Origin of the sequence: Amycolatopsis heterodermiae (assembly GCF_034929455.1) — a bacterium.
Lineage (GTDB): Bacteria > Actinomycetota > Actinomycetes > Mycobacteriales > Pseudonocardiaceae > Amycolatopsis > Amycolatopsis heterodermiae.
Genome location: NZ_JAYFSI010000010.1, coordinates 162,236 through 184,239, shown reverse-complemented (window position 1 = coordinate 184,239; position 22,004 = coordinate 162,236). Strand labels below are relative to the sequence as shown.

Sequence of the window (22,004 nt, the reverse complement as noted above, 5' to 3'; positions counted from 1 at the left end):
GCCGACCAGAAGGAATCCCCGTGAGCGATCTCCCGATCATCGCCGTCACCCTCGGCGACCCCGTGGGCGTCGGCCCCGAGATCACCCTGAAGACCCTCGCCGAGCCCGAGTCCCTGCAGATGGCGCACGGGGTCGCGGTCGGTGACGCGATCGTGCTGGAACGCCTGGTCCGGCACCTGGGCCTGCACCTGGAGGTCAACCCGATCGCCACGGTCGCCGACGCGCGCTTCACCACCGGCGTGATCGACATCCTCAACCTCGGCGTGGTCCGCGAGGACCTGCCGTGGGGCGAGGTGAACCCGACCGCGGGCGCCGCGGCCGTCGGGGCCATCGAGGTGGCCGCCCGGCTCGCGCTGGCCGGCGAGGTCGACGCGGTCGTGACCGCGCCGCTCAGCACGGAGGCGATCCGGGCGGCGGGCTTCCAGCACCTCGGGCAGACCGAGATGCTCGGCGAGCTGACCGGCTCGACCCGGTACAACACGATGTTCTGGGTGTCCGGGCTGAAGATCTTCTTCGCCACCCGGCACCTTTCGCTACGCGAAGCGATCGACCGGATCACCCGGGAGAACATCGAGTACGCGATCCGCGAGGCGTACACCGCGCTGCAGGTGTTCGGCACGGAGAAACCGCGGCTCGCCGTGGCGGCGCTGAACCCGCACGGCGGCGAGGGCGGCAAGTTCGGCGACGAGGAGATCACCGTGATCGCGCCCGCGGTGGCCGCGGCGCGGGCCGCGGGTCTCGACGTGATCGGTCCCCTCCCCGCGGATTCCGTGTTCCACCAAGGGATCCAGGGTCTGTTCGACGGTGTGCTCGCGCTGTACCACGACCAGGGGCACATCGCGTCGAAGACCTACGACTTCGAGGGCACGGTGTCGGTCACCGTCGGGCTGCCCATCCTGCGCACGTCGGTCGACCACGGCACGGAGTTCGACATCGCGGGCACCGGCCGGGCGTCGCACGGCACGATGGTCGCGGCGTTCAAGGCCGCGGCGAACCTCGCACCGTACGCGCGAAAGCTGCCCTCGATCTACCCTCCGGGCCGATGACGTCCCAGCCCCGGCCGGGGACCCGTGACCGGCGCGCGATGCTGCTGGAGGCCGTCCGCGACGGCTCGGGCGGCATCACGCAGCTGGCCGAGGAGTTCGGCGTCTCCGAGTCGACGATCCGCCGCGACCTCGCCTCGCTCGCCGGGGCCGGGCACGTGGTGCGCACCTACGGCGGCGCGCTCGACCCCGGGCCCGAACGCGGTCCCCGGGAGAAGGACCAGGAGCACGCGGCGGCGAAGGACGCCATCGCCCGCGAAGCCGCCGCCTTGGTGCAAGACGGCGAAGTCGTGCTGCTCGACGCCGGGACGACCGCCGGGCGGCTGGCCCGCCACCTCGCCCACCGCGAGGGACTGACCGTGGTCACCAACGGCGTCACCGCGATCCGTGAGCTGGCCGGCTTCCCCGGGATCGACCTGATCGTGCTCGGCGGTCGGCTGCGGCACCCCGGCGAAGCGATCCTCGGCGAGAGCGTCCTCGCGCAGCTGCGGCACATCTCACCCGACCGGGTGTTTCTCGGCGCGGACGGCCTGGTGTCCGGGCGGGGCGTGTGCTGCCCGTCACTCGAGCAGTCGGTGGTCAAGCACGCGATGCTGCACGCGGGCGCGGAGGCGTACGTGCTGGCCGACCGCTCCAAGCTGGGCCAGGCGCCCTTCCCCTACTGGGCGCCGCTGGACCGGGAGTTCCGCCTGGTCACCGACGAACCGGCGGTCGACGTCACGTATCCGCAGTTCGCCCAGAGCGTGATCCTGGCACGAACCCCCGAAACTGTCGGTGGTGCCGCGCATCATGGATGACGTGGCAGCTGACGTGCTCGACCTCTTCTCCCCCGCGACCCGGGCCTGGTTCGCCGGGGCCTTCGCCGCGCCCACCGCGGCGCAGGAGGGGGCCTGGCGGGCCGCGCACGCGGGTGAGCACGCCCTCGTCGTCGCCCCGACCGGGTCCGGCAAGACCCTGTCCGCGTTCCTCTGGGCGCTGGACCGGCTCTCGGTGGAGCCGCCGCCCGCCGAGGCCACGAAACGCTGCCGGATCCTCTACGTCTCGCCGCTGAAGGCCCTGGCGGTGGACGTCCAGCGGAACCTGCGGGCCCCGCTGGCCGGGATCTCGCAGGCGACCCGGCGGCTCGGGCTGCCGGTACCGGAGATCACGGTCGGCATGCGCACCGGCGACACGACCGCGGCCGAGCGCCGCTCGTTCGGCAAGACCCCGCCGGACGTGCTGGTGACCACGCCCGAGTCGCTCTTCCTGATCCTCACCTCCTCGGCACGGGAATCGCTGAAGGGCGTCGAGACGGTGATCGTCGACGAGGTGCACGCGGTCGCGGGCGGCAAGCGCGGCGCGCACCTCGCGTTGTCGCTGGAGCGGCTCGACTCGCTGCTGCCGAAGCCCGCCCAGCGGATCGGCCTGTCGGCGACGGTCCGCCCGATCGACGAGGTGGGCGCGTTCCTGGCCGGCGGCCGTCCGGTGCGGGTCGTGCAGCCGAAGCTGGCGAAGACCATCGAGGTGCGGGTCGAGGTCCCGGTGGAGGACATGGGCAACCTCGACGCGCCCCGCGACCCGGCGCCGAGCCCGCTCGACGCCCTGGAGTCGTTGACCACCGCGTTCCCGCCGGGCGACATCGCGCCGGGCGGGCTGGGCACGCTCGAGGAGATGGCCGGCAACCCGGTGCAGCGGCCGTCGATCTGGCCCGCGGTCGAGGAGCGGGTGCTGAGCCTGATCCAGTCGCACCGCTCGACGATCGTCTTCGGCAACTCGCGCCGGCTCACCGAGCGGCTCACCGCCCGGCTCAACGAACTGGCCGCCGAGCAGACCGAGCTGGCGCCGGGTGACACGTTCCCCGCCGAGGCGGTCGGGCAGTCGGGCGTGAGCACCGGCGCACCGCCGGTGATCGCGCGGGCGCACCACGGGTCGATGTCGCGAGAGCAGCGCACGCACGTCGAAGAGGAGCTCAAGTCCGGGCGGCTGCCGTGCGTGGTGGCGACGTCGTCGCTGGAGCTGGGCATCGACATGGGCGCGGTCGACCTGGTGGTGCAGATCGAGGCGCCGCCGACGGTGGCGTCCGGCTTGCAGCGCGTCGGCCGCGCCGGGCACCAGGTCGGCGCAGTGTCCTCCGGGGTGATGTTCCCGAAGTTCCGCGGGGACCTCGTTTCCTGCGCGGTCGTCGCGGAACGGATGGCGACCGGGGCGATCGAGGCGGTCCGCTACCCGCGCAACCCGCTGGACGTCCTGGCGCAGCACGTCGTGGCCATGGTGGCGCTCGAGCCGTGGACGGTCACGGACCTGGCGTCGCTGGTGCGGCGCGCGGCACCGTTCGCCGCGCTGCCGGACGACGCGCTGCACGCGGTGCTCGACATGCTGGCCGGCCGCTATCCGAGTGAGGAGTTCGGCGAGCTGCGGGCCCGGATCACCTGGGATCGCGTCAGCGGCGAGCTGCGCGGGCGGCCGGGCTCGCAGCGGCTGGCCGTCACGTCGGGTGGCACCATCCCGGACCGCGGCCTGTTCACCGTGATGACCCCGGGCGGGGACGACAAGCCCGGCTCGCGGGTTGGCGAATTCGACGAAGAGATGGTGTACGAGTCGCGCGTCGGCGACACCATCCTGCTGGGCACGTCGTCGTGGCGGATCACCGACATCACGCACGACCGGGTCATCGTGGTGCCCGCTCCGGGCGAACCGGCACGGATGCCGTTCTGGAAGGGTGACGCGCCGGGCCGTCCGCTGGAACTCGGCCGGGCGCTGGGGAAGTTCGTTCGCGAACTGTCCACATCGGACGACGTGAAGGCGCGGGAGCGGGCCGTCGCGGCGGGGCTCGACGAGCGGGCGTGCGACAACCTGCTCGCCTACCTGGCCGAGCAGAAGGCCGCGACCCGGCACGTTCCGAACGACCGGACGATCCTGCTGGAGCGCTACCGCGACGAGCTGGGCGACTGGCGGATCGTCGTGCACTCGCCGTTCGGCGCCCAGGTGAACGCGCCGTGGGCGCTGGCGATCGCCGCCAAGCTGCGGGAAAACCGCGGGGTCGACGCGCAGGTGGCCCACTCCGACGACGGCATCGTGCTGCGCCTCCCGGACGCGCTCGACGCCGAGGGCGCCGACGTCACCATCGGCGCCGACGACATCCTGCTCGACCCCGAGGAGGTCGAGCAGCTCATCGTCGCCGAGGTCGGTGGCTCGGCGGTGTTCGCGGCGCGGTTCCGGGAATGCGCGGCGCGGTCGCTGCTGCTGCCGCGCCGGGACCCGCGGCGCCGGACACCGTTGTGGCAGCAACGGCAACGGGCGTCGCAGCTGCTGTCGGTCGCGGCGAAGTACGAGCGTTTCCCGGTCGTGCTCGAAGCGATGCGCGAGGTGCTGCAGGACGTCTACGACGTGGGCGGCCTGCGCGAGCTGATGGCCGACGTCCGGGGCCGGAAGGTCCGGCTGGTGGAGGTCGAGACGCCGGCCGCGTCGCCGTTCGCGCGCAGCCTGCTCTTCGGCTACATCGGCATGTTCCTCTACGAGACCGACGCCCCGCTGGCCGAGCGGCGCGCGGCGGCGTTGTCGCTGGATTCGGGGCTGCTGGCCGAGCTACTGGGCACCGAGGCGATCCGGGAGCTGCTGGACCCCGAAGCCGTGGCCGAGGTCGAACGCTCGTTGCAGCGCCTCGAGCCCGACCGGCACGCGCGCTCGGCCGAAGACGCCGCGGACCTGCTGCGGTTCCTCGGCGACATGACGATCGAGGAAGCCGGAACCCGGGGCATCCAGCCGGAGTGGCTGACCGAGCTGGAGGCGGCGCGGCGCGCGATCCGGGTGCGGATCGGCGGCGAGGAACGGTTCCTGGCGATCGAGGACGCAGGCCGGGTGCGGGACGCGCTGGGCACCGCACTGCCGGTCGGCGTGCCCGAGGCGTTCACCGAACCGGTCGCGGACCCCCTCGGCGACCTGCTGGCCCGCTATTCCCGGAGCCGGGGACCGTTCGCCGCCGCGAACGCGGCCGCGCGGTTCGGGCTGGGCACGGCCGTCGTCACCGGCGTCCTCGACCGGATGACCGGGGCGGGCCGCCTGGTCCGGGGCGAACTCAGCCCGGTTGGGCATCCCGACAAACACGGTGTCGGCATCGAATACTGCGATTCGGCGGTGCTGCGGCGGCTGCGGCGGGCGTCGCTGGCGAAGCTGCGCGCCGAGGTGGAGCCGGTCGAACCGGCGGCGCTGGGCCGGTTCCTGCCGTCGTGGCACGGGTTCGGCGGCCGCGTCCGGGCGGCACCGACGGCGGACGACGTGCTGTCGGTGGTCGAGCAGCTCGCCGGGGCGCCGTTGCCGGCCAGCGCCGTGGAGTCGCTGATCCTGCCCGGACGGCTGCCGGGCTACTCCCCCGCGCTGCTGGACGAGCTGACGACCGCGGGCGAAGTCACCTGGGCGGGCTGCGGCGCGCTGTCCGGCGGCGACGGCTGGATCGCCCTCGCGCCTTCGGACGTCGCCGACCTGCTGCTGCCGGAGGTGGTCGAGGACATCCCGACCGGGCCGCTGCACGACGCCATCGTGTCCACTTTGGAGGGTGGCGCGCTGTTCTTCCGGCAGCTGGTGGACCGGGCGACCGTGCTGGTGGAGAAGGCACCCGCCGACGCCGAAGTCGTGGCCGCGCTGTGGGATCTGGTGTGGGCCGGGCTGGTCACGGGCGACACGCTGGGCCCCTTGCGCGCCCAGGTCGCCGGGCACGGGGTGCACAAACCCCGCCGCCAGGCCCCACGCGGCCGGTACGCGCGGCTGCGGGCGGGGCGGCCGCAGATGCCGTCACGATCCGGCCCGCCGACGGTCGGCGGCCGGTGGGCGCTGACCCCGGCCCGCGAAACCGACGCGACCCGGCGTGCCCACGCGCGCACCGAAGCGTTCCTGGAGCGCCACGGCGTCCTGACCCGCGGCGCACTCGACACCGAACGCGTCACGGGCGGCTTTTCCGGGATCTACAAGGTGCTGCGCGGCATGGAGGACACCGGCCAGGTGATCCGCGGGTACGTCGTGGAGGGTCTCGGCGCGGCCCAGTTCGCGGCGAAGGGCGCGGTGGACCAGCTGCGCGCGCTGTCGGGCCCGGGCCGTCCCGCCCCCGGCCGCGCGGTGGTCCTGGCGGCAGCAGACCCGGCCCAGCCCTACGGCGCCGCCCTCCCCTGGCCGGCGGCAACCGGCGACCCAAAACACCGCCCGGCGCGCAAAGCGGGTGCGCTGGCGGTACTGGTGGACGGGGTCCCAGCCCTGTACGTCGAGCGAGGTGGCCGTTCGCTGCTGAGCTTCACCGAGGAACGAAAACCACTGTCGGACGCAGCCCAGGCATTGTCGGCAGCGGTCCGGGAGGGCTGGTTGGGCCAGCTATCGGTCCAGCGCGCGGACGGCGAGCAAGCCCTGACCTCCGAACTCGCGCAAGTCCTGACAGAGGCAGGCTTCCGCGCAACCCCATCAGGCCTCCGCCTCCGCGCCTGACCCCAGACCCGACACAACCCACCCACCCGAGCACGCCGACAACAGGAGCGATCCCCGCCAAACAGAGTGATGCCCCCTGATCACACGCGAAGCCCCGCCAAGCACACGCGATGCCCGCCCAATCACACGCGATGCCCACCCGAACACGGACGATGCCCGTCCGAACACGCGCGAAGGCCGCCCGACCACGAGTGATGCCCCACGCAACGCATGCGATGCCCTGATCACGCGCGCAGCCCGCCAAACACACCCGATGTCCGCCCGAACACGCGCGATGCCTGCCCAACCACGGACGATGCATGCGAGCACGCGTGAAGCGCGCTCGATCACGAGTGAGGCCCTACGCAACACATGCGAGGCCCCCTGATCACGCGCGAAGCCCCGCTAAACACACGCGATACCCGTCCGAACACGCGCGATGCCCATCCGAACACGCACGAAGCCCACCGGATCACGAGTGATGCCCCGCTCAGCACACGCGATACCCAGCCAGGCCGCGCGGCATCCGCTTATCGCTGGCGGCCTCCCACCGACACGCGCGAAGGCCGCCCCGTCGCCAGCAATGCCGCGTCGGCTCGGACCGCGAGCGTCGCGTCGTCCGGTTCGCGCGCGTGCAGGGTGCGCGGGTGCCCACTGGGCGCGGGGTTCCGGGTTCAGGGTGATTCCCCGGCGGGGTGATTCTTCGCTGGCCTAAGCTGCCAGTCCGACACGCACGAAGGATGTTCTGCTCATGGCCATGCGCGAACTGCGCTATTTCGGGGACCCGATCCTCAAGACCGTCTGCGATCCGGTCACGGTTTTCGACGCGAAGCTCGAGGCGCTCGTGCGGGACCTGGTCGACTCCGTGAAACCGGCCGGGCGGGCCGGGCTGGCCGCGCCGCAGATCGGCGTCGGGTTGCGGATCTTCAGCTATGACGTCGCCGGGCTCACCGGGTACGTCGTCAACCCGGAGATCGTCGAGCTGTCCGAAGAGACACACGACATCGACGAGGGCTGCCTGTCCGTGCCGGAACTGTGGTTCCCCACCAAGCGGGCGATGCACGCCAAGGTTCGCGGCGTCGACGTGCACAACGAACCGATCGAGGTCGAAGGCGAGGACGTGCTGGCGCAGTGCCTGCAGCACGAAACCGACCACCTCGACGGCGTTCTCTACCTCGACCGGCTCACTCCCGAGCGCAAGAAGACCGCTCTGCGTGAAGCGCGGGACAAGGACTGGTTCTGGAAGCGCTGAGCACGCTCACGCGGGCAGGAACAGCCTGAGCTTGGCCCCGTCCTCCGAGCCGCGCTCGGTGCGCAGGCCCGCACGGGCGGCGGTGCGGGGCATGACGTCGTCGCCCGCGAGGCAGTCCGCGGTCAGCTCCGTGATGCCCTGGGCTTCGGCGAGGACCGCGAGCCGGGCCAGCAGGGCCGTGCCGATGCCCTGGCGCTGCCAGTCGTCCTCGACCAGCAGGGAGATCTCGGCGCCGCCCGCCGCGGTCGGGATGAGCTGGGCCAGGCCGATCACCTCCCGGCCGAAGACGGCCAGCACGCTCGTGCCGCGCGGCGGCATCAGCAGGCGGTGCAGCCAGCGGCGCGGCACCGTCCGCACCCCCGTGTGGTAGCGCCGGAACAGCGTCGCCATCGAGCAGCGGCGGTGCAGTTCGGACACCGCGTCGGCGTCGCCGGGGACGCCCTTGCGCAGGACGATCGCCGCGCCGTCCGGGCGGTCGAGGACCACCGGGCCCGCGACGTTCCGGGCCGCCGCGGTGAGCAGCATGACCAGCGACTCGGCACGGGTCAGCTCCAGCTGCACGAACGGCGCCCACTGGCGGCGCGCCACCAGCGCGGTGTCGGCGCCCAGCTCGAACACCGCGCGGTGCCCGCTCTCGGTGCGGGCCGGGTTGGCTTCCGTGACGGGGACGAGGGTGACCACGTCGGCCGCCAGGACCTCCTTCAGCACCTCGGCGAGGCGAGCGGGGTCGTCGACCGCGCGACGGGCCGCGGCGAGCGTCGAGGACGCCGAGTCGACCAGCTCGTGGACGTCGGCGTCGATGATCGCGGTGCATTCGCAGCCCTCCTCGCGGATGGCGTCGACCAGGAGCCGCCGGGGCAGGCCGGTCGCGGGGCGCAGGACGATCTCGTCGAGCACGCCGCCCGGGACCGGCAGCACGGTCAAGCCGAGGATGTTGCACTCGAGGTCGGCGAGCCGGATGGCGATGCGGGCCAGGGTGCCCGGGTGGTCGTGCATCCGGACCCGCACCCGCCACGCGGACGGCGTGGCCGGCTCCTCGACGGCGGCCGGCTGACCGTGCTGGGGCAACGCTCGAGAGGTCTCCATGGCCACCACGGTCCTCCGCGGTTGTTGCCTCACCGGGACGCGAGTGTTTCGCGCAGGTCAGCGTTCGACGCGACCCGGCAACTCGGGCGAAACACTCACCCGGCGACGCGGATCGCCCGGCCCGCAGCTCGACCGGGCGGCGGCTCGGCCCGACCACGGCTCGGGATGCCCGCCAGCTGCCCCGCTCAGGTCGGCCGAAGCCCGCTCGAGATGCCCGCCGCCACCACTCGGATCAGCCGAAGCGCGACTCGGGATCCCCGCTAACCGACCACACACGTCGGCCAAAGCGCCGCTCGGATGCGCCAACCCACCACGCAAGACAGCCGGACCGCAGGGCAAGATGCCGCTAAACGACCACACACGTCAGCCAAAGCGCCGCTCGGATGCGCCAACCCACCACGCAAGAAGGCCAGACCGCAGGTCGGGATGTCCGCTGGCCGACCACGCAAGTCGGCCGAGCGTCGCTCGGGATGGCGCCGTGGTCGTGGGCGACGACGTGCGAGCGGTCGAGGCCCCGTGCGCGGGCAGGGCCTGGACACCGAAGTCGACGGCGTGCGCGGGGTCCTTTGACGGCCGGCCGTAGTCCGGCATGTCCCATAGGTACACGGTGAAGGGGCGCCACAGCCACGGCGACCACGGCGTGCCGTGGCAGCACATCACCATGGGACCGGTAACCAGCGGCTTCGCCGCCCCAAGCCGGGTCAGCGCGGGGTCAGGACGCAGAACTCGTTGCCCTCCGGGTCGGTCAGCACGCGCCACGGCAGGGTCGGTGCGCCGACGTCGGCAGCTAGCGCGCCAGCCGCCAGGACCTCCGATACCGCGGCCGCGTGGTCGGCGCCCGCCGGGGGTGCCACGTCCAGGTGGACGCGGTTCTTCACCTGCTTCACGTCCTCGTTGCGGAGGAACTCCAGCCACGGGCCGCGGCCCGACGGTGTGCGCAGGCCAACGATGACCTCGCCCTCCTGGGACCGGACCGGCCAGCCCGTGATCCCGGCCCAGAACTCCGCGAGCCGCGCCGGGGAGCGTGAATCCACCAGGATCGAGGCCACCGCGCCCGTGTCCATGTACTGCTCGCGCGGCTCCAGGACGCAGAACTCGTTGCCCTCCGGGTCCGCCAGCACCACCCACGGCACGGCGCCCTGGCCGACGTCGACGCGCCGGCCGCCCAGGTCCAGCGCGCGGGCGACCAGTTCCTCCTGGTGCTCGGGTGTCTTGCTCGCCAGGTCCAGGTGGACGCGGTTCTTGACCACCTTCGCCTCCGGGACGGGGACGAACACCAGGTCCAGGTCCCAGCCGTCGGCCTCCGGGGCCCGCACGTCGACCTCGTCCGGCTCCTCGACCGCGACGCGCCAGCCGAGCAGCGCGGCCCAGAAGTCCGCCAGGACCCTCGGCCGCGCCGCGTCGATCACCAGGTTGACCAGGTGAGTGTTCATGCGCCGCACGCTAGCCCTCACCACCGACAGTTCCGGTTCGGCTTCCCCACCGGCCGGTCATCGGGTCGCGAGCCGCAGCAGCGCCCACAGCTGGGCCGCCTGGTCGTGCACGCCCCGCACGGTCACCGAGGTCAGGGACGCCCGGCCCCAGAGCCACAGGTAGATCCGCCAGGGCTCGGCCGTGACGACGTCGTCCGCCTCCTCGGCCTCCGCCGCCGAGCAGCGCCAGGCCTCGGTCGTCTCCGGGCCCGCCCGCGCGATCCAGCTGTGCCCGCCGGCCTTCACGCCGACCGAGCCCGCCTTCGTGCCGGTCAGCCCGAGCAGCGGCAGCTTCTGCCCGAACCAGAGGATCAGCGCTTCGTCGACGCCGTCGAGCGCGAGATCCTCGGACACCTCGCGCTCCTCCACACCCGCCGCCTGCTCGACGTCGACGCGGTGCACCACCGTCTCGTGCACCATCCGCCGCCGCCAGAAGCCGTACGTCGGGTCGGCGGGCCACCACGTGTCGGCGGGCTCGGCCGGGTCGTGCGCCGCCAGCTCGCCGAGCAGCTCGGCCAGCCCGGTCTCCAGGTATCGCGCCAGGCTCTGGCCGGGTTCGGGGTCCCGCTGCCACTCGTCCGGGCTGCGGCCTTCCACCAGCCGCCGCCGGACCATCCGGTAGCGGCTGCCGACGTGGCGGGCCACCTCACCGAGCGACCAGCCCGGGCAGGCGGGCACCGGCGCCTCGAGCGGCGCCGCGCGCACCGCCTCGACCAGCACCTCGCCTTCGCTCTCCAACGCCGTGAGCAGCCGCCCTTGGTCGACCAGGGCGTGCTCAGGCGACATGGGCGTCCTCGGCGATCGGCAGGCCGTGCACCAGGCGGCGGACCAGTTCCAGGAACGGCTGGGCGGCGCGCACCAGCTCCGCGGCCGACTCCGCGGTGACCTTGCCGGTGATGCCGGCCTGCGCGTCGGCGCGCATGGCCGAGTTGCTCGCGAAGAAGGCGGACCACTCTCGCAGCTCGGGGGCGTCGGCGTCGAGCAGGACCCACGTGCTGGCCGGGCGCGACCGGCCCCGGTGCGGGCGGCCGTGGGCGGCGAGCACCGCGGCGGCGCCGCGCAGCGCGGCGAGGTAGGCGCCGATGAACCGCTCCGCGGGATCGGTTTCCCGCTCGGCTTCGGCGAGCCCGCGCCGCGCCTGGGCGAGCAGGCCGGCCGCCGCCGGCGAGGCGGGCGGGCGCAGCGACAGGGGCAGCTGGGGCTGCCCGGGATCCGCGGGGGACACGACCGAGACGGACATGACGACCCTCCTCCTGCGCTTCGTGAGCCCGGTCGGTGACCGGCGCCGGGCGCTTCCCCCGCCCCGCGCCGGTCACCTGACCGGTGCGCGCTCACCAGATGTCGAACGTCTGTTCGAACAATTTCCAGAGTAACCCCGGACGTGGCGTCCGCTCAACCCCGAGGGTGGAATCCCCGGACGTGGTGCGGGACACCCCGTCGCCGGCGTGATCTCATAGGTTCATGAGTTCGCTGGACCACCCCGCCGTCGCCAAGGTGGCGGCCGCGCTGTCCGAAGCCGGGCAGCACGCCGCCGCCGAGGGCATCCGCGTCCTGCCCGCCGAGGTCCGGACCGCCGCCCAGGCGGCCGAGGCACTCGGCGTGCCGGTGGGGGCCATCGCCAACAGCCTCATCTTCCGCGTGGGGTACGACAAAAACGCGCACGCGCTGCTCGCGCTGACCTCCGGCGCCCACCGCGCGGACCCGGAAACGCTTGCCGACCTGGGCGGCGTCGAGGCCGTGGGCAAGGCCGACGCCGATTTCGTGCGGGCCCACACCGGGCAGCCGATCGGCGGCGTCGCCCCGGTCGGGCACCCCGCGCCGCTGACCACGCTCGTCGACACCGCGCTGGCCGCCCACGACGTCGTCTGGGCTGCGGCCGGGCACCCGAAGACCGTCTTCCCGACGACCTTCGCCGGGCTGGTGGCGTTGACCGGGGGTACTCCGGGCGCGCTCGCCGGCCCGGAGGAGAATGGCCAGCCGTGACCGCGATGCGCTCCCGTTACGTCCAGCTCTCCGCGGACGAGTTCCGCGCTCGCCTGCCCGAGGCACTGGACATCTACGTCCGCGCGATGCGGTACCCGGCCGGCACCGCCGAGCAGCGGGCACCGATGTGGCTCACCCACGCCCTGCGTGAGGGCTGGCGCTGCATGGCCGCGTTCGACGCCGACGACGTCCTGCTCGGCTTGGCCTACGGCTACCGCGGCCGGCCGGGGCAGTGGTGGCACGAGCAGGTGCGCCACGGCCTGAGCCGCCGGGCCGGGGCCGCCGAGGCCGACCGCTGGCTGCTGGACTACTTCGAGCTGACCGAGATCCACGTCCGGCCGGAGAACCAGGGCCACCAGATCGGCGAGGACCTGCTGCGCGGCCTGCTCGACGGCGTGCCGAGCGCGCACGTCCTGCTGTCGACGCCGGAGGGCACGAGCCGGGCGTGGAAGCTCTACCGCCGCACCGGGTTCGTCGACGTCCTGCGCGACTACCATTTCGCCGGCGACCCGCGGCCGTTCGCGATCCTGGGGCGGGCGCTGCCCCTCGAGCCCCTCGAGCCTCGCTGAGGGGCAGCGCCGGGGCTCACCTCGGTTCGGGCCGCCAGTAGCCGACGGCCAGCGCCGCGACCAGCACGGCCGCGCCGCACCACGCCGTGACGGCGAGCCGTTCGCCGAGCAGCACCGCCGACAGCACCGCCGCCGTCAGCGGCTCGAGCACCGCCGACAGCGCGCCGAGCACCGGGTGCGCGCCGGTGAGACCGCGCAGGTACGCGGCGTACGCGAGCGCGGTCGGCACCACGCCGAGGTACAGCGCGACCGCGAGCACGTCGAGGTGCAGCGGCAGCGCCATGCCGGACCAGCTCGCGAGCGGCGTCAGCAGCAGGCCGCCGAGCAGGCAGCCGAACGCCGTTGTCGACAGCGGGTCGAGGCCCTCGACCGGCTTGGCGGTGACGAGGGTGAGCGTCGCGAAGCCGGCCGCCGCAAGCAGCGCGAACGCGAGCCCGCCGAGGGACGCCGTGGTGTCCGGCGACCAGCGGAGCAGCACCAGGCCGGCGAAGGTGCCGGCCAGGGAGACCAGCGTCCAGCCGCCGGGGCGTCGCCGCTTGGCCAGGGTGACCACGACGGGTGCCGCGCCGATCGTGGTCATGGTCGCGACGCTCACCGAGCTGAGCGCGACGGCGGCGAAGTAGCTCGCCTGGAACAGCGCGAACAGGCCGCCGACCGCGAGCAGGCGCATCGCCGCGGCGCGGCCTCGTGGCCGGGCTTTGACGAACGGGCACGCGACCGCGCCGCCGACGAGCAGCCGCCAGGCGGCGACGGCGAGCGGGTGGAGGCCGGCGAGTTCGCCGAGCAGCGAACCGGCGAGGCCGCCGGTGCCCCACAGGACACCGGCGAGGACGAGCGCGGCCGACGAACGGGCGCGCACGGGTAGGGCGAGGGACATCGGAAAACGCTCCTGCGTCGAAGGAATCGGAATCGACGACGCGGGGCGATCTGCTTCAGGCTGCTTCAGAGCATGACGAAGAAGCCGCGGGTCACGCGGCGAAGACCACCCCGCTCAGACGCGGGGCGGCGGGGTGACGAACAGGATCCGATGCACGGCTCGAAGCTAGTGGCGGCTGCCTGGTGGGCGCGAGCGGTTTTCGGCCCGCTCGAGCTGGGGGCGCGACGGGTTTCGGCGCCAACTCCGTGAAGGCCACATTGAGGGACTCTGAGTCCCTCAATGTGGCCTTCACGGACTATCGGGCAGGTGGGGGCCTGACTTCGTCGGCTGCCGACTTCACCCGGGCGTTGGGGACTCCGGTCAGGACTTCTCGCCGGCAGCCCGCTTGTCCACAGGGGAGTCCTGTTGTGGACAAGCGGGCCCGGGAACGGCGTTTCGGGCGGGATCGTCGGCCTGGCCCGGTAAACTGGACGTGGGACGCCCCCCTGGGACGGGTGGGGGCACGGTTCCCGAGGACGGGCGGCCGTCAGTCCAGCTGGGCCAGCTGGTCCCGGAGCGTGTCCAGGCCCATGCCGCCCATGTTGAGGGCCTGGGTGTGGAAGCGCTTGATGTCGAACGACGCTCCGGCGCGCGAGCGGGCGTCGTCGCGGGCGGCCAGCCAGAGGCGCTCGCCGATCTTGTATGCCGGGGCCTGGCCCGGCCAGCCCAGGTAGCGGTCAATCTCGTCGCGCAGGTGGGCCGGGTCGGTGATCGTGCGGGTCAGCATGAACTCCAGGCCCAGGTCCGGCGTCCACGTGGCGCCCTCGTGGAAGCCCGTGCCCGCCGGAATCTGCAGCTCCAGGTGCATGCCCAGGTCGATGATCACCCGCGCGGCGCGGAAGAGCTGCTCGGACAGCATGCCCAGCAGGTCGCCGTCGTCGGACAGGTAGCCCAGGTCCTGCATCAGGCGCTCGGAGTACAGGGCCCAGCCCTCCGCGTGGCCCGACGTGAACGCCATCAGCCGCTGGTACTTGTTCAGCGCCTCCGACTGGTCGACCGCCGTCGCGATCTGGAGGTGGTGGCCCGGCGCGCCCTCGTGGTAGACGGTGCTCGTCTCACGCCAGGTGATGAACTCGTCGCGGCCCGGCGGCAGGGACCACCACATGCGGCCCGGCCGGGCGAAGTCCTCGCTCGGCCCGGTGTAGTACGCGCCGACGCCTCCGCCCGGCGGGGCGATCAGGCACTCCAGGCCCATCACCCGGTCCGAGATGTCGAAGTGCTTGCCGCGCAACGACTTCAGCGCGTCGTCGGACAGCTTCTGCATCCACGCCTCGAACTCCGCGCGGCCCTGGACGCGGTAGCGCGGGTCGGCGTCGAGCTGCGCCGCGGCTTCCGCGGGGGTCGCTCCGGCCTTGACGCGGTTCGCGACCGCACGCATCTCGGCCTCAATGCGGGCGAACTCCGCCCAGCCCCACTCGTAGGCCTCACGCAGGTCGAGCGCCGCGCCGACGAAGTACCGCGACCACAGGCGGTAGACGTCCTCGCCGACGGCGTCCTTGACCGGGGCCTTCGGCGCCAGCTCGGCCCGGAGGAACCCGGCGAACTCCGCGAACGCCTCTTCGGCGGCCCGCGCGCCGCGCGCGAGGTCGGCCTTGAGCGCGTCGCCCTGCTTCTCCGCGCCGCCGGCGAGCTCGCTGAAGAAGCCCTTCTCCTCCTTGAGCCCGGCCCACGTCTCGCACTGCGTCGCGACCTTCGCGACCTGACGCAGCGCCGCGACGTGGCCCGCGTCGGACCCGGCCAGCAGGCCGGTGCGGATCCCGGCCAGCGCCTTCGGCACCTCGCCGATCCGCGTCGCGATGGCCGACCAGTCGGCTTCGGTGGCGACCGGCATCAGGTCGAACGCCATCCGCAGTTCCTGCACCGGGCTGGAGATCACGTTGAGCTGCGCGACGTCCAGGCCGGCTTCGTGGATCTCCAGCTCGAGCCCGATCCGCTCGGTGAACACGGCCTTCGCGGACCGCTCGCCCGCGTCGGCGGGCTCGGCCGCGGTCACCGCGGTCAGCGCCCGCTCGGCGATCCCGGCGCGCTCGTCGAACCCGGCGGGTGAGTAGTCGGTCAGCCGGTGGTCGTGGCCGGTGATGCCGAAGGAGGTCGCGGCGACGGGGTCGGCGGCCGCGAAGTCGTCGACGTAGCGGTCACAGAACCCGTGCACGCCATCGGAAGAGGAAGCCATGTCCGGCACGCTACCGGTCCACCTGGGGGCCGTGGTACGGACTTAAGTGCGGGCCGGCACCAGTCCGAGGCGCGCGATCACCTCGCGGGTCGCCTTCGACCGGTTGAACGTGTAGAAGTGCAGGTTCGGCACGCCCTCGGCGATCAGCTTCTCGCACAGCTCGGTGATCGCGTCGATGCCCGCGGCGCGGAACGCCTTGGGGTCGTCGGCGAGGGGTTCGAGCCGGTCGAGCAGCTTGGCCGGGGCCGGGGCGCCGGACAGCTTGATGGTCGTCTGCAGCGTCCGCCACGTCGTCAGCGGCATCACGCCGGGCAGCACCGGGACGTCGCAGCCGGTGGCCGCGACGCGGTCGCGCAGGCGGAGGAAGTCCTCGGCGTCGTGGAACAGCTGCGCGATCGCGAAGTCGGCGCCCGCCCGCAGCTTGCGGACCAGGTACTTCGTGTCCGTTTCGAGGTCGGGCGAGCGCGGGTGGCCGTAGGTGGACGCCGAGACGCCGACGCAGAAGTCCCCCAGCTCGCGCACGAGCTGGACCAGCTCCTCGGCGTAGTGCAGGCCCTCGGGGTGCGGGACCCAGTCGCCGTAGACGTCACCCGGCGGGTCGCCGCGCAGCGCGAGGACGTTGCGGACGCCGACCGAGGCGTACCAGCCGATGACGTTGCGCAGCTCGGCGACGGAGTGGTTGACGGCGGTCAGGTGCGCCATCGGCACCAGCGTGGTCTCGGTGGCGACGCGGGCGATGCTGCGGATCGTGCCGTCGCGGCTGGAGCCGCCGGCGCCGTAGGTGATCGACATGTAGGCCGGGTCGTACGGCTCGAGCTCCCGGATCGCCTTCCACAGGACGGCCTCGTCCGCCGGGTCCCGGGGTGGGAAGAACTCGATGGAGAACTTCGGCCCGTCTCCTCGCAACCGCTCGATCACCGACGTCATACCCGAATGTTAAGGGCCCGTGCCCGGCATGCGGGAGCCCCCGTCCGCGTCGCGAGACCGACAATCGAGTCACGTTCGAGGACTAAACTGCTCCGGTGCGGGACGACGACGCGAGCTGGGACGAGGACGTGCGCCTGGCCGTCTACCGCGCCTTCGCCGGCCGCGGGCGCGCGCCGAGCGCGCCGGAGCTGGCCGACGCCGCGGGCGGGTCGCTCGCCGTGGCCAAGCAGGCGCTGCACCGCCTCGCCGACGCCCACCACCTGGTGCTCGACGAGTGGGAGCACGTCGTGCTGGCCCATCCGTTCGCCGCGCGGTCGCTCGGCTTCTCCGTGATGGGCTCGCGCACGCTGTGGTGGGGCGGCTGCGCCTGGGACTCGTTCGCCGTCCCGCACCTGGTCGCCGCCGAGCCGGAGGTGCTGATCGCGACCCGCTGCCCCGGCTGCGGGCAGCCGCACGCGCTGGTCGTGAACCGCGCCGAGCCGCCGGAAGGCGCCCAGGTGGCGCACTTCCTCGTGCCCGCCGCGCGGATGTGGGACGACGTGCTGCACACCTGCGCCCACCAGCGGCTGTTCTGCTGCGAGTCCTGTGTGGACGCGTGGCTCGCCGCGAGCGGTGAGGCCAAGGGGTACGTGGTGGACCTGGTGACGCTCTGGCGCCTGGCCCGCGGCTGGTACGCGGGCCGGCTGGAGCGGGGTTACCGGCGGCGCGAGCCCGCCGACGCGGTCGCCTACTTCGCCGAAGCCGGGCTCACCGGGCCGTTCTGGGCGCCCGCCGGAAGAGTCTGATTCACCACATCCGGGCGCCCCGGCGGCCCGGGCGCGGCCGGGTTCGGCGAGGATGAGGGCATGAACGCGCCCGTTTCCGACGTCGACCTGCCCGCCAACGTCGAGCGCGCGCTGGCCGGGTTCCTCGGCCGGGCGGGCGAGCGGATCATCGAGACCGAGCCGACCGTGGCCGCCGGGATCGAGGCGCTCAGCGGGTTCGTGCTGACCGGGGGCAAGCGTTTGCGGCCCACGTTCGCGTGGTGGGGCTGGCGCGGCGCGGGCGGCGACCCGGCCGGGCCGGACGCCGAGGGTGTGCTGCAGGCGGTGTCCAGCCTCGAGCTGATCCAGGCGTGCGCGCTGATCCACGACGACCTGATCGACTCCTCCGACTCCCGCCGCGGGTTCCCGACCGTGCACATCGCGGGCGCGAAGCTGCACGCCGACCGCGGCTGGCTCGGCTCCCCCGCGACGTTCGGGCTGGCCACCGCCGTGCTGGTCGGCGACCTGGCCCTGGCCTGGGCCGACGACATGTTCGCCGATGCCCCGCTGCCGGCCGAGACGCTCGCCGCGGCCCGCCCGGCCTGGCGCGCGATGCGCACCGAGGTGCTCGCCGGGCAGTACCTCGACGTCCGCACGCAGGCCACCGGCGACGCCTCCCCCGAGGCCGCGCTGAAGATCGACAAGCTCAAGACCGCCGCCTACACCGTGCAGCGGCCGCTGCACCTGGGCGCGGCGCTCGGCGGGGCCTCCCCCGAGCTGATCGGGACGCTGCTGGAGTTCGGCGGCGAGGTCGGCATCGCCTTCCAGCTGCGCGACGACCTGCTGGGCGTGTTCGGCGACCCGTCGGTCACCGGCAAGCCCGCCGGCGACGACCTGCGCGAGGGCAAGCGCACCCTGCTCGTCGCGCTCGGCCTGCAGCTGGCCGCCGAGAAGGGCGAGGAAGCGGCCGCCACCGTCATCGCGGACGCGATCGGCGACGCCGACCTGTCCGACGAGGGCGTCGAGACCGTGCGGATGGCGTTGCAGCAGGTCGGCGCGGTCGACGCGGTCGAGCACCGGATCGACGAGCTGACCACCGCCGCGATGGCCGCGCTCGAGCGCGCGCACCTGGCCGAGCCGGCCCCCGCCGCGCTGACCGGGCTGGTCGTCAAGGCCACCCAGCGGACGTACTGACGTGCGGCGCGTGGAGGGGTCCACCGACCACGTCGTCGTCATCGGGGCCGGGCTGGCCGGGCTGTCGGCGACCCTGCACCTGCTCGGCGCGGGCCGCCGGGTGACGCTGCTGGAGCAAGCGGACACCCCCGGCGGGCGCACCGGGCAGCAGCGGTTCGGCGGCAACGCCGTGGACACCGGCGCGAGCGTGCTGACCATGCCCGAGCTGCTGGACGAGGCGTTCGCCGCGGTCGGCGAGTCGCTGTCCAAGAACCTGCGCCTGAACCGCCTCGACCCGGCGTACCGGGCGCGGTTCGCCGACGGCAGCGCGCTGTCCCTCCACACCGACGGCGACGCGATGGAAGCCGCGATCCGCGAGTTCGCCGGGGCGCGCGAGGCGGCGGGCTACCGGGCGCTGCGGCGCTGGCTGACCGGGCTGTACACCGTCCAGAAGGACCGGTTCCTCGCCACGAACTTCGACTCGCTGCTCGACCTCGCCCGCCCCGAGCTGGCGAAACTCGCCGCGCTCGGCGGGTTCGGCCGGCTCGGCCCGCGCGTCGGGCGGTACCTGCGCGACGAGCGCGTCCGGCGGCTGTTCACGTTCCAGGCGCTGTACGCGGGCCTCGACCCGGCCCGCGCGATCGGCGCGTACGGCGTCATCTCGTACATGGACACCGTCGGCGGCGTGTTCTACCCCGAAGGCGGCATGGGCGAGATCGGCCGGGCGCTGACCGGCGCGGCGGTGCGGGCGGGTGCGGACGTGCGGTTCGGTACCGAAGCCGCCTGGATCGAGCGCGTCTCGTCCCGGGTGCGCGCGGTCCGCACGCGCTCGGGTGAGCGGATCCCGTGCGACGCCGTCGTGCTCGCCACCGAGCTGGGCACGGCGTACCGGCTCATCGGAGCGCGCCCGCGACGGCCGCTGCCGCTGCGCTACTCGCCTTCCGCCGTCGTCCTGCACGGGCGCGCGGCGAAGGCGTGGGACCTGGGGCACCACACGATCTACTTCGGCGCCGCCTGGGAGCGGACGTTCGCCGAGATCATCCGCGAAGGACGGCTGATGAGCGACCCGTCACTGCTGGTCACGCGGCCGACGGCGACCGACCCGGGGCTCGCCGGCGACGGCGGCGAGATCGTCTCCGTGCTCGCGCCCGCGCCGAACCTGCGCCGCGGGCCGATCGACTGGGCGCGGCTCCGCGGGCCGTACCGCGAAGAGCTGTTTCGCACTCTCGAAGCGCGGGGGCTGACCGGGTTCGGCGACGAGTTCACCGTCGACGAAACGCTCACCCCAGCAGACTGGGCCGCGCGCGGGCTCACGGCCGGGACGCCGTTCTCGCTGGCGCACACCTTCACCCAGACGGGTCCGTTCCGTCCCGCCAACCTGGTGCGCGCGGCGGGCAACGTGGTGCTGGCCGGCTGCGGCACGACACCGGGCGTCGGCATCCCGCCCGTGCTCATCTCCGGACGCCTGGCGGCGGAACGGATCACCGGAAAGTGAACGAACTCGACGCCGCCGGCATCACCGACCCGGCCCTGCGCGCCTCCTACGCCGCGTGCCGCCGGCTCAACGCCCACCACGGCCGCACGTTCTTCCTGGCCACGCGCCTGCTGCCGGCGCGCGCCCGGCCGGCCGCGCACGCGCTGTACGGCTTCGCGCGGATGGCCGACGAGCTGGTCGACAACCCCGAGCCGGGCACGGACCCGGCGGCCGAGCTGGACCGCGTCGGCGCCCTTGTCGACGTCGTCTTCGACGGCGGGACCCCGGACGACCCGGTGCTCGCGGCGCTGTCCGACACGGTGCACCGGTACGGCATCGCCCAGGAGCTGTTCGACGCGTTCCTCCGCTCGATGCGGATGGACCTGAAGCCGGCCGAGTACGCGACGTTCACCGACCTGGGTGCGTACATGTACGGCTCGGCGGCGGTGATCGGGCTGCAGATGCTGCCGGTCTTCGGGACCGTCGGATCGCTGGCCGACGCCGAGCCGGGGGCGATCGCGCTCGGCGAGGCGTTCCAGCTGACCAACTTCCTGCGCGACGTCGGCGAGGACCTCGACCGCGGCCGGCTCTACCTGCCGCTCGACGAGCTGGCCGCGTTCGGCGTCTCGCGGGAGCTGCTTGAGCGGCGGCGCGCGGACCCGCGGATCCGCGCGGCGATGGCGTACTTCGTGGCGCGCACCCGTGCGGTGTACCGGCGGGCCGAAGCCGGGGTTCCGTTGCTGCGCCCGGAATCGCGGCCGTGCGTGCGGACGGCGTTGACGCTGTACGAGGGCATCCTGGACGAGATCGCCGCGCTGGACTACGACGTCCTGACGCGGCGGGCGGTGGTGCCGAAGACGCGCCGGCTGGTGGTCGCGCTCCCCGCGTTCGCCGCCGTCTGGGCGCGCGAGACCCTCGGTGCCGGTCGTAGGCTGCGATCATGACCTCAGCAGCACAGCGACCGATCCGGATCGGGCTGCAGCTCCAGCCGCAGCACGCCGACTACGACACCATCCGGCGCACCGCGTCCGCCGCCGAAGAACTCGGCGCCGACATTATCTTCAACTGGGACCACTTTTATCCGTTGTACGGCGAGCCCGAAGGCCAGCACTTCGAGTGCTGGACCATGCTCGGCGCCTGGGCGGAGTCGACGTCACGGGTCGAGATCGGCGCGCTCGTGACCTGCAACAGCTACCGCAACCCCGAGCTGCTGGCCGACATGGCCCGCACCGTCGACCACATCTCCGGCGGGCGGCTCATCCTCGGCATCGGCTCCGGCTGGTTCGAGAAGGACTACGACGAGTACGGCTACGAGTTCGGCACCGCCGGCGGCCGTCTCGACGACCTGGCCGAGTCCCTCCCGCGGATCGAGGCGCGACTCGGCAAGCTGAACCCGGCGCCGACGCGCAAGATCCCGGTGCTCATCGGCGGTGGCGGCGAGAAGAAGACCCTCAAGCTGGTCGCGAAGCACGGCGACATCTGGCACGGCTTCGGGGACCCGGAGGTCGTCGAGCGCAAGGTCAAGATCCTCGACCAGCACTGCGCCGACGTCGGCCGCGACCCGGCTGAGATCGAGCGGTCGTGCGGCGTCCAGGGGCAGCCGGACGAGCTGGGCCCGAAGCTGCTGGGCCTGGGCGTCTCGACGTTCACCGTCGGCGTCGGCGGCCCGGATTACGACCTGGACCTGCTCAAGTCGTGGATCGCCTGGCGCGACAAGAACAACGGCTGAGGTCCCCTTGCACTGCGGGTCGTGAGTGTTTAGGGCT

The 22,004-nt window shown here is 73.2% G+C and carries 18 protein-coding genes; 11 read left to right on the top strand and 7 right to left on the bottom strand.

Annotated elements, in window-relative coordinates; genetic code table 11:
* Positions 1-20 precede the first annotated feature (20 nt).
* The 4 genes from pdxA to def all read left to right on the top strand — a co-directional run bounded on the left by pdxA (position 21) and on the right by def (position 7,722).
* The gene (pdxA, locus tag VA596_RS34955; RefSeq protein ID WP_323332798.1) at positions 21-1,046 is read left to right on the top strand and encodes a 4-hydroxythreonine-4-phosphate dehydrogenase PdxA; all 1,026 of its coding nucleotides are present in this window, start codon (positions 21-23) and stop codon (positions 1,044-1,046) included.
* Positions 1,043-1,840, top strand: coding sequence for a DeoR/GlpR family DNA-binding transcription regulator (locus tag VA596_RS34950; RefSeq protein ID WP_323332796.1), 798 nt, complete (start codon positions 1,043-1,045; stop codon positions 1,838-1,840). Before pdxA ends, VA596_RS34950 begins: the two co-directional genes overlap by 4 nt.
* Entirely contained in the window at positions 1,833-6,491 is a 4,659-nt protein-coding gene (locus VA596_RS34945) for a DEAD/DEAH box helicase (RefSeq protein WP_323332793.1), read from the top strand. Before VA596_RS34950 ends, VA596_RS34945 begins: the two co-directional genes overlap by 8 nt.
* A gap of 730 nt (positions 6,492-7,221) precedes the next feature.
* The gene (gene def, locus VA596_RS34940; RefSeq protein ID WP_323332791.1) at positions 7,222-7,722 is read left to right on the top strand and encodes a peptide deformylase; all 501 of its coding nucleotides are present in this window, start codon (positions 7,222-7,224) and stop codon (positions 7,720-7,722) included.
* 6 nt (positions 7,723-7,728) lie between these two features.
* Here def and VA596_RS34935 read toward each other — a convergent pair whose 3' ends face one another.
* The 4 genes from VA596_RS34935 to VA596_RS34920 form a co-directional block, all read right to left on the bottom strand.
* A complete protein-coding gene (locus VA596_RS34935) occupies positions 7,729-8,790 on the bottom strand; it encodes a GNAT family N-acetyltransferase (RefSeq protein WP_323333085.1) in 1,062 nt (353 codons plus the stop codon).
* 719 nt (positions 8,791-9,509) lie between these two features.
* Complete coding sequence (locus tag VA596_RS34930) at positions 9,510-10,241, bottom strand: VOC family protein (RefSeq protein WP_323332789.1); 732 nt, start codon at positions 10,239-10,241, stop codon at positions 9,510-9,512.
* A gap of 57 nt (positions 10,242-10,298) precedes the next feature.
* Positions 10,299-11,066, bottom strand: coding sequence for a maleylpyruvate isomerase family mycothiol-dependent enzyme (locus tag VA596_RS34925; RefSeq protein ID WP_323332787.1), 768 nt, complete (start codon positions 11,064-11,066; stop codon positions 10,299-10,301).
* Positions 11,056-11,520 carry an SAV_6107 family HEPN domain-containing protein gene (locus VA596_RS34920; protein WP_323332785.1) on the bottom strand — a complete coding sequence of 155 codons (465 nt, stop codon included), beginning with the start codon at positions 11,518-11,520 and terminating at the stop codon, positions 11,056-11,058. The genes VA596_RS34925 and VA596_RS34920 overlap by 11 nt, the downstream gene beginning before the upstream one ends.
* A gap of 221 nt (positions 11,521-11,741) precedes the next feature.
* Here VA596_RS34920 and VA596_RS34915 point away from each other — a divergent pair, with 221 nt between their 5' ends.
* Together VA596_RS34915 and VA596_RS34910 are read left to right on the top strand one after the other, a co-directional pair.
* Positions 11,742-12,263, top strand: coding sequence for a YbaK/EbsC family protein (locus VA596_RS34915; RefSeq protein WP_323332783.1), 522 nt, complete (start codon positions 11,742-11,744; stop codon positions 12,261-12,263).
* Positions 12,264-12,268: 5 nt separating this feature from the next.
* On the top strand, positions 12,269-12,832 hold the full coding sequence (locus VA596_RS34910; protein WP_323333083.1) for a GNAT family N-acetyltransferase: 564 nt from the start codon (positions 12,269-12,271) through the stop codon (positions 12,830-12,832).
* A gap of 16 nt (positions 12,833-12,848) precedes the next feature.
* Here VA596_RS34910 and VA596_RS34905 read toward each other — a convergent pair whose 3' ends face one another.
* From VA596_RS34905 to VA596_RS34895, 3 genes are all read right to left on the bottom strand, one after another.
* The gene (locus tag VA596_RS34905; protein WP_323332782.1) at positions 12,849-13,709 is read right to left on the bottom strand and encodes a DMT family transporter; all 861 of its coding nucleotides are present in this window, start codon (positions 13,707-13,709) and stop codon (positions 12,849-12,851) included.
* A 526-nt stretch (positions 13,710-14,235) separates the two neighbouring features.
* Entirely contained in the window at positions 14,236-15,921 is a 1,686-nt protein-coding gene (locus VA596_RS34900; protein WP_323332781.1) for a DUF885 domain-containing protein, read from the bottom strand.
* 42 nt (positions 15,922-15,963) lie between these two features.
* Complete coding sequence (locus VA596_RS34895) at positions 15,964-16,848, bottom strand: methylenetetrahydrofolate reductase (RefSeq protein WP_323332780.1); 885 nt, start codon at positions 16,846-16,848, stop codon at positions 15,964-15,966.
* A 95-nt stretch (positions 16,849-16,943) separates the two neighbouring features.
* Between VA596_RS34895 and merB the strand changes: the two genes are divergently transcribed.
* The 5 genes from merB to VA596_RS34870 are packed head-to-tail and all read left to right on the top strand — an operon-like array spanning position 16,944 to position 21,967.
* Entirely contained in the window at positions 16,944-17,633 is a 690-nt protein-coding gene (gene merB, locus VA596_RS34890; RefSeq protein WP_323332779.1) for an organomercurial lyase, read from the top strand.
* Between the two features lie 60 nt (positions 17,634-17,693).
* Positions 17,694-18,785 carry a polyprenyl synthetase family protein gene (locus tag VA596_RS34885; protein WP_323332778.1) on the top strand — a complete coding sequence of 364 codons (1,092 nt, stop codon included), beginning with the start codon at positions 17,694-17,696 and terminating at the stop codon, positions 18,783-18,785.
* A 1-nt stretch (position 18,786) separates the two neighbouring features.
* Positions 18,787-20,259, top strand: a complete 1,473-nt coding sequence (gene crtI, locus VA596_RS34880) for a phytoene desaturase family protein (RefSeq protein WP_323332776.1) — start codon at positions 18,787-18,789, stop codon at positions 20,257-20,259.
* Positions 20,256-21,182: a phytoene/squalene synthase family protein gene (locus tag VA596_RS34875; RefSeq protein ID WP_323332774.1), complete on the top strand. Its 927-nt coding sequence runs from the start codon at positions 20,256-20,258 to the stop codon at positions 21,180-21,182. Before crtI ends, VA596_RS34875 begins: the two co-directional genes overlap by 4 nt.
* Positions 21,179-21,967, top strand: a complete 789-nt coding sequence (locus VA596_RS34870; RefSeq protein ID WP_323332773.1) for an LLM class F420-dependent oxidoreductase — start codon at positions 21,179-21,181, stop codon at positions 21,965-21,967. The genes VA596_RS34875 and VA596_RS34870 overlap by 4 nt, the downstream gene beginning before the upstream one ends.
* The last annotated feature ends 37 nt before the right edge of the window (positions 21,968-22,004 follow it).